Below are 8077 nucleotides of genomic sequence, written 5' to 3' on the forward strand. Positions count from 1 at the left end.
CTACTCGCGAGCGACCCCTGATGGCATCTGCATACGCCCGGTGCGACCCCTACGCGCCAAAGCCCGTGACGTCACGCTGGATCTGGAGGAGCTGGTCGATTCCCGCCTGCCCCAGGTCAAGCAGGCGCCCAAGCTGCTCGCGGTCGAAGGTCGCGCGCTCGCCTGTGCCCTGGACCTCCACAATGCATCCGCTCGAGGAGCCCACGAGGTTCATGTCCACATCTGCGCGGGAGTCCTCCGGGTAGTCGAGGTCGAGCAGCTCGACGCCGCGCACCACGCCCATCGAGATGGCCGCCACCTGTCCCGTGAGGGGGATGCGCTTGATACGACCCTTGGCGTTTGCCGCAGAAAGCGCCTCGTAGAGAGCCACCCACGCACCTGTGATAGAGGCCGTGCGGGTGCCGCCGTCGGCCTGGATAACGTCACAGTCCACGGTCACCGTGAACTCGCCCAGGTGGCGCAGGTCGCACACAGCCCGAAGCGAGCGCCCCACCAGGCGCTCGATCTCCATCGAGCGACCCTTGCGCCCCTTGTACTCGCGCGGGGTACGGCGGCTGGTCGCCGCAGGGAGCATCGCGTACTCGGCAGTAACCCAACCATCTCGGCTGGCGCCGCGCCACTTGGGCACACCCTCCTCGATAGTTGCCGCGCACAGGACGCGCGTGTCGCCAAACTCCGCCAGGCACGACCCGTCCGCGCTTTTCATAATGCTTGGGGTCAGCTTGACCGGGCGCATCTCGTTGACGGCTCGGTCAAAGCTGCGCTCCGGCCGAGCTGCGCCTTCCTGGGACATGGGGCCTCCTGTCTGCCGGCGCGCATCCGCCGACGCTCATGCAACGGGGCCAGCCGGCTCACGCCGACCGGCCCCACGTGTACTCATGGTGGGCGATGACGGATTCGAACCGCCGACCTTGTGCGTGTAAGGCACCTGCGCTAGCCACTGCGCCAATCGCCCTTGCGTAGCGAGTGTACCACGGAACCGGTGGAGAAAAGGACTCTGGCCGAGGCAACGGTTGCTGATGGTCGCGGGTGAGGAGAGATCCGCCTCCGATCGCAGTGCGTCCGGGCCGTGGAGCAGCCTGGCCGAAAGAATCTCGTCGCGATTGGCACGTTTTTACGGTTGGTGGCAGTTTTTCGAGGTCACTCCGAGTACAAACTGGTTCGATTCTTGTTGATTCGCAGGCCAGGGGTTTGCGACTTCAACGATTACATATAAGAAATTTACCCAAAACTGCCACCAACCGTCATTCCGGTGAGCCTGCCCCCCGACCAGAAAAGGAAGACGACGGCTGCTATACTTGGCCCCATGGATACTACACCCTCATCGCTCGCCCAGCTCCTCAACGCCGAGGGGCTGCTGGCCACCACCGCAAATGTCACCACCGAGAAGGGCTCGACGCCCGTCACCGGAGCCGACTGCGATTCTCGCGTCGTTGTCCCCGGTCACGTCTTTGTATGCAAGGGAGCTGCGTTCAGGCCAACCTACCTCACCTCTGCGCTCGAAAAGGGCGCCGTGGCCTATCTCTGCGACGAGAACCGCGTCGGCGAGCTTGCAGCCACGGTACCAGGCGTCCCCGCACTTGTCGCCAGCGACCTGCGCCGCGCCATGGCGCTTGTCTCGGCCGAGGCCTTTGGTCACCCCGACCGCGACCTCAAGGTGGTAGGCATCACGGGCACCAAGGGCAAGTCCACGGTGTCCTACATGCTCCGCGCGGTTCTCGACGGAGACGAGCCCTATGCCCACGCAGGCGTCATGGGCTCCATCGAGACCTTCGACGGAATCGAGTGCGAGGAGAGCCACAACACCACGCCGGAGTCACCGGACCTGTGGCGCCACCTGGCAAACGCTCGCAAGGCGGGCCTTGCCTACATGGACATGGAGGTCTCGAGCCAGGCCCTCAAGTACGACCGCGTCCTGGGCCTTGGACTTGATGTGGCATGCTTCCTGAACATTGGCCGCGACCACATCTCCCCCGTGGAGCATCCCAACTTCGAGGACTACTTCCAGAGCAAGCTCCGCATCTTTGACCAGGCACGCGCTGCCGTGGTGAACCTTGACTCCGACGAGATTGAGACCATCCTTGACCGTGCGAGTCGCTGCGAGCGCGTAGTAACGTTCTCGGCGAAGGGACGCTCGGCTGACGTGTGGGCCACAGACATCCAGACGGGCTACGGCACCGTCTCGTTCACCGCGCACACGCCCAGTTGGGAGGAGACCGTCTCCCTGGGCATGCCCGGCCTCTTCAACGTGGACAACGCACTGGCCACGATAGCCATCTGCGAGGTTTTGGGCATTGGCTACGAGAGAATAGCGGAGCCCCTCTCGCGCGCCCGCGTCCCCGGACGCATGGAGCTTCTCCCCAGCCCCGACGCCAAGGTGGTCGCGCTGGTGGACTATGCGCACAACAGACTTTCCTACCAGCGGTTCTTCCCCTCGGTTAAGGAAGAGTTCGCCGGGTATCGCATCATCGCCGTCTTTGGTGCGCCCGGCGGCAAGGCCTACGAGCGCCGGCGCGAGCTTCCCGAGGAGGCGGCCAAGTACGCCGACTACCTCATCTATACCGAGGAGGACCCGGCAAACGACCCCGTGGAGGAGATCTGCCAGCAGATGGCAGACGCCACGCCTGCGGGGACGGCGTACGAGGTGATTCTCGACCGCGAGGAGGCCATTCACCGCGCTGTTCAGCTTGGCTACGAGGGCGAGGGGCCTGCGATTCTCTGCCTTCTCGCCAAAGGTGACGAGACGCGCCAGCACGAGGGCAACGAGTTTGTCCCCTGCCGGACCGACGGCGACATCTACCAGGAGGCCGTTCGCAACTGGCATGCGGCGCACCCGAAGGCGTAGGGGCGCCCGGCGCCGGGCTGACGCCGAAGCGCGCTTGTGCGGCGGCCCGTGCCGGATAGCCCTTCTCCGCTGGGATTATTGCGCGCAACACTTCCGCACCCGTGCCCCAGCGCCGCCCACGGCCACCCGCACCTCCGCCCCGGCCGTCCACCGACAAAGTAGACACCGCAATCACGCAACAGGACAAATGTCCTTTTCTCTCCACCCCGCGCCAGCCTAGTATGCTGGCAGCATGCACTGGAGGGAGGCAAAAATGGACACGCTCGGCTACCTGTCCGGCCTAGACGCTCCGGTTAGAGACAGGCTTCTCCCCTGGGCCGGACGCATCCCCGCAGCCCTTCTCAGCAGGTGCTCCCTTGCCCGTCTGGACAAGGGAGACGAGCTGGTGCACGAACTCGACCGCTTTAGCTACATCTACGTGCTCACGCGTGGCACCATTGCCTCGACAAGCCCCCTCGTGGACGGCGGCACCTACGTAATCGATGAGTTCCGCGCCCCTGTCGTCTTTGGCGAGATGGAAGCCATCGGCGCCAGCCCCTTCTACCACAGCTCCCTCACGGCGACAACGCCCGCCGAGCTTCTCCGCACCTCGAGCAGCGACTATCTCGCGTGGCTCACCGGCGACGCCGAAGCGCTTCTCGCCCGCTCGCGCTGGGTGGTGCAACGCCTCGCAAGCCAGTCAAGCCACGAGCGCTCGCTTCTCACATGGACTGCCGAAAAGCGCGTTGCCCATGTGTTCTGCCAGCTCTACGAGGAAGGCGGACGCGAGCGCCTCGTGGTGCCACTCACGCGCGCACGGCTTGCCGAGCGCATCGGCGTAAGCACCAAGACGGTGAGCCGCTCGGTGGCCTCGCTTGCCGGCGCCGGCATGGCTCGCCTTGAGGGCCGAAAGATCGTAATCGACCGAGAGGCGTTCGCGCTTCTCGAGAAAATGCTCCGCAACGAACTTGGCCAGGGAGTACACACCAGCGAAGGGAGACCGCGCTCATGAAGACCATCGACAACACCCAGGAGTTCTACGACATCTGCACGGCAAGCAACCTTACCTACAAGCAGAAGCTTCTGCACCTGGCACAGGCGGCAGAGAACAGCATCGACCCCATCAAGCGCCCCAAGGAGGCCGACTACTTCTTTGAGCACGGCGGCATCGACTACATGTGCGAGGGCAACGCCCCGTATCGCCCGCGCTACATCTGCCCGGATTACGGCAAGTTCCTGGCGCAGGGCAGCGAGTTTCTCCGCCTAGATGCGCCCAAGACCCTTGATGACGCGCTGTGGGGCCTGGCGATGCTCTACGACAACGTGCCCTCCGTCACCAGTCGGCCGGTCTATGTGGGACAGCTTGACCATATGCTTGACCCCTACCTCGATGGCTACACGGACGAGGAGGTCAGGGCACGATTTCGTCACTTCCTCGACTACATCGACCGCACCGTGGCCAGCGGATACTGCCACGCCAACATTGGCCCCAAGGAGACGCGCGCCGGCCGCCTGCTCATGGAGGTCGAGCAGGAGCTTGCTAACGCAGTCCCCAACTTCACGCTCAAGTACGACCCCGCCATCACACCAGGCGGCTTTGCCCGTCTCGCCGTCAAGACCGCCCTCAGGTGCGCAAACCCCGCCTTTGCCAACGATCGCATCCACCGCAAGACCTACCCCGGCGGCTACACGGTCGTGAGCTGCTACAACGTGCTCCCCATGGGCGGCGGCTCCTACTGCCTTGACCGCCTGCTGTTCCCGCGCCTTGCCGACATGGCCTCGAGCGTGGACGACTTCATGGACAACGTCCTCCCCTCGGCCACAGGCGCGCTGCTCGAGTACATGAACTCCCGCATCAAGTTCCTGGTGGAGGAGTCCAACTTCTTTGAGACGTCGTTCCTTGCCGAGGAGGGGCTCATCAGCCGAGACCGCTTCTGCGCGATGTTTGGCGTGGCCGGCATGAGCGAGGGCGTGGCAAAGCTGCTGAGGCTCGGCGGCAAGCGCGCCTATGGCACCGACGACGAGGCCAACGACCTTGCCGATCGCATCATGCGCCAGGTCTACAAGCAGGTCTTGGAGTTTCCGGCCGTGTACTCCGAGGTGGCCGGCAACCGCTTCACACTGCACGCGCAGGCCGGCTTTGCCGACATGGAGGGCGTCACGCCAGGCGTGCGCATTAAGGTGGGCGACGAGCCTGAGGTCTTCTACGACCACATCCGCCACAGCGCCCGCATGCACCGCTTCTTCAACGCCGGTGTCTCGGACATCTTCCCCGTGGAGCCCACGGCCGAGTCCAACCCCGACGCCATCCTCGACGTGGTGAAGGGCGCCTTTGCCATCGGCGACAAGTACCTCTCGTTCTACTCGTCCGACAGCGACCTGGTGCGCATTACGGGTTTCTTGGTAAAGCGCTCCGAGATGGAGAAGTTCGCGCGTGGGGAGGCCGTGCTTGCCGATACCTCGCACGACGGCGAGGGCAACTGGCGCGCGAACGACCTCGCCGACCGCAAGGTCCGCCTGTAGGGGCGCAGCGGTGTCCGCGCACGTACCGATAAACAACATCATCCCGTTTTCGCTGGTCGACGGGCCGGGGGCGCGTTGCTCGGTGTTTGTGCAGGGGTGCAACATCCACTGCGCGTACTGCCACAACCCCGAGACGCAGCGGCTCTGCGTAAGGTGCGGCGTCTGCGTGGAATCGTGTCCCGTGGGCGCCCTCAAGATGGCGTGCGGCACCGTCGAGTGGAACCCAGCCACGTGCGTGAGGTGCGACACGTGCATCCACGTGTGCCCCCATCGCTCCTCGCCGCGCATCCTCTACCTGGACGCCCATCAAACCTTTGAGCGCGTGAGCTCCTATGCGCCCTTCATTCGCGGCGTCACCTGCTCGGGCGGCGAGTGCATGCTCTATCCGGAGTTTCTCTCCGAGTTCTTTTCGCTGTGTCGAGGCGCGGGGCTGGGATGCCTTATCGACTCAAACGGCACCGTGGACTTCTCCGAGCACGAGAGCCTCCTCGCACTGTCCGATGGCGTGATGCTGGACCTTAAGTGCTGGGACGATGCGTGGTTCGTCTCGCTTACGGGAAAAGACGGCGTAGCAGTGCGGAAGAACCTCGCGTTCCTTGCCGAGCAGAACAAACTGGCTGAGCTGCGTGTCATTGTGACCGAGGGGTGGAACGACCCCGAGGATGCCGTCCGTGGGGCGGCAGACGTGCTGCGCGAGAGGACAGCGGCTACGCGGCTGAGGCTCATGCGCTTTCGCCGCTTTGGCGTGCGCGGGAAGATGGAGAACGCCCCGTCCCCCTCGGACGAGCGCATGGACGGCATAGAGGCGTTGGCGCGGTCTTTGGGTTTTGGGACTGTCGTGGTGAGCTAGCGGGGGCTGACTGCTTGTTTTGGGAGTTCGGTCCGGCACTGGGCGCAGTGCCGGACCGAATGCGTTTTGATGCCGTGGGGGTCGGCGGCGCTACCCCTCGACGATCTTGATGCCGGCGCTGCAGCCCAGACGGTCCGCCCCGGCCTCGACCATGGCGAGCGCCTCGTCCTTGGTGTGGATGCCGCCTGCCGCCTTGACCTTGCAGCGGGTACCCACGGTCTTGCGCATGAGCGCCACGTCATGAACCGTTGCGCCGCCGGTAGAGAAGCCAGTGCTGGTCTTCACGAAGGCGGCACCCGCTGCGACGGCGTCCTCGCAGGCGCGCACGATCTGCTCGTCATCGAGCAGGCAGCACTCCAGAATCACCTTCACGGGATGTCCGGCAGCGGCCTTCACAACGGCAGCGATATCGTCCCTCACGTAGGCGTCGTCTCCCGCGATGAGGTGGCCGACGTTTACCACCATGTCCACTTCGGTGGTGCCATCCTCGACAGCCTGTGCAGTCTCAGCGGCCTTGGCCTGCGTGGAGCATGCGCCCAAGGGGAACCCTATGCAGGCAGTGATGCCCACGCCTGTGCCCGCCAAGCGCTTGGCCGCAAGCGCGGTCCAGCAGGAGTTGATTGCCACGGTGGCAAAGTGATGAGCGACCGCTTCGTCGCACAGGCGCTCGATGTCTGCCTGCGTCGCGTTCTGCTTGAGGTTGGTGTGGTCAATGTAGCCGTTGAGTTCCATGATGCATCCTCGATCTCCACGATGTCGCAGTATTGCCCTCCCCCACCTTGGCACAAGGATCGCCCAGACGCAAGAACGGGCCCGCTCCGGCATGGCGCGCCGTGCCTGCGGGCGACAGCGCTCCGGATACCCGCGCCAGTTCGGCGGGACATGGGGCGCGATGACGGATGATGCCCGCTCCGCGCTCGCAGAGCGGTTCATGGCTGCTTGGCGAGGAGAGCGGCGGGCGCGGAGCTATAAACGCAGTGGCGCTCCGGGGGGTGCGCCAGTTGCGGACACTGGGCCTCCGTCACTGCCCTCACGCACATCGGACACGCCATGGCTAGGCCGGAGTCATCGTATCTGCAGCCGAGACGTGGCAATGCGGGGCTGCGTCCAGAACGGGGAGCCTCAACGAGCCTCGAGCAGAGACTCTTCGACAAGGACAGTTGGGGCTCCTTGCTACCGGCGTCTGCGACATCGCGTCGAACTTCGAAGTTTGCGCAGTGCGTTCCGCGGTCTTTCCTCTGCTCAATCAGCGCCCCGAAGACATCAGATGAGACAACTATGCCCTTGTGAGAAGCGTCGTGGATTTACCTCCGCCAGACGCTCAACAGTTCACCCAAGACCACTGAGCCTACCAAAGAATGCTCCACAGCTACGCTACTCTACTATCCACGTCCTCCAAAATCCGGGGAGTGAGCGGACCCTCATGAACTGTCTCTCCCGGCTCAGAGCCCGTCTCGCGTAATACATCAACGAGGTCGAAACGCCACACGGCAAGAGGATCCATCCTCTCTATATGGAAAAAGGTACCCGTGAAGACACTTGCGATTGATGCCTCATTACAGTGAGAGACGGTCCCTAGGAGCCTCTACAGGCTTTGGGGTTTTCGACAATGCATTGCCTGCGGATTCCCTGACCTTGCATATGGCCCCTGGAAGGGGCTGCTGGCCGACCTCCCCCGGACAGCCGTATGCCCCCGCCTCTCGCGAAGGCCCGGGGGGTGTCGCTGCCGGGGGATGGCGGCCTGTCCGGGAACGGCTGACGGCGATGTGCCGCACGGCATGCCGCGACGGCAGGGCAATGTGGATGTCGCCCCTCAGGCATGGTGGCCAGCCGGCCTAGGGGGAGGCTGCCACCATGGAACGCAGGCGGAGAGGCTGGCT

6 protein-coding genes and 1 tRNA gene are annotated in these 8077 nt (G+C 64.3%); 4 read left to right on the forward strand and 3 right to left on the reverse strand.

Annotated elements, in window-relative coordinates:
* Positions 1 to 49 precede the first annotated feature (49 nt).
* Together rph and E0E00_RS04030 are read right to left on the reverse strand one after the other, a co-directional pair.
* Positions 50 to 793 carry a ribonuclease PH gene (gene rph / locus E0E00_RS04025; RefSeq protein WP_130811272.1) on the reverse strand — a complete coding sequence of 248 codons (744 nt, stop codon included), beginning with the start codon at positions 791 to 793 and terminating at the stop codon, positions 50 to 52.
* Between the two features lie 86 nt (positions 794 to 879).
* A tRNA-Val gene (locus tag E0E00_RS04030) sits at positions 880 to 955 on the reverse strand.
* 351 nt (positions 956 to 1306) lie between these two features.
* Between E0E00_RS04030 and E0E00_RS04035 the strand changes: the two genes are divergently transcribed.
* The 4 genes from E0E00_RS04035 to E0E00_RS04050 all read left to right on the forward strand — a co-directional run bounded on the left by E0E00_RS04035 (position 1307) and on the right by E0E00_RS04050 (position 6197).
* Entirely contained in the window at positions 1307 to 2845 is a 1539-nt protein-coding gene (locus E0E00_RS04035) for a Mur ligase family protein (protein WP_130811273.1), read from the forward strand.
* Positions 2846 to 3098: 253 nt separating this feature from the next.
* Complete coding sequence (locus tag E0E00_RS04040; RefSeq protein ID WP_165443544.1) at positions 3099 to 3836, forward strand: Crp/Fnr family transcriptional regulator; 738 nt, start codon at positions 3099 to 3101, stop codon at positions 3834 to 3836.
* The gene (locus E0E00_RS04045; protein WP_130811275.1) at positions 3833 to 5347 is read left to right on the forward strand and encodes a YjjI family glycine radical enzyme; all 1515 of its coding nucleotides are present in this window, start codon (positions 3833 to 3835) and stop codon (positions 5345 to 5347) included. Before E0E00_RS04040 ends, E0E00_RS04045 begins: the two co-directional genes overlap by 4 nt.
* 10 nt (positions 5348 to 5357) lie before the next feature.
* Positions 5358 to 6197 carry a YjjW family glycine radical enzyme activase gene (locus E0E00_RS04050; RefSeq protein ID WP_130811276.1) on the forward strand — a complete coding sequence of 280 codons (840 nt, stop codon included), beginning with the start codon at positions 5358 to 5360 and terminating at the stop codon, positions 6195 to 6197.
* 90 nt (positions 6198 to 6287) lie between these two features.
* Here the strand turns inward: E0E00_RS04050 and deoC are convergent, their stop codons facing one another.
* Positions 6288 to 6929, reverse strand: a complete 642-nt coding sequence (deoC, locus tag E0E00_RS04055) for a deoxyribose-phosphate aldolase (RefSeq protein WP_130811277.1) — start codon at positions 6927 to 6929, stop codon at positions 6288 to 6290.
* Positions 6930 to 8077: the final 1148 nt, after the last annotated feature.

The sequence above is a fragment of the Olsenella sp. Marseille-P4559 genome (assembly GCF_900605015.1).
In the GTDB taxonomy this organism is placed as follows: domain Bacteria; phylum Actinomycetota; class Coriobacteriia; order Coriobacteriales; family Atopobiaceae; genus Tractidigestivibacter.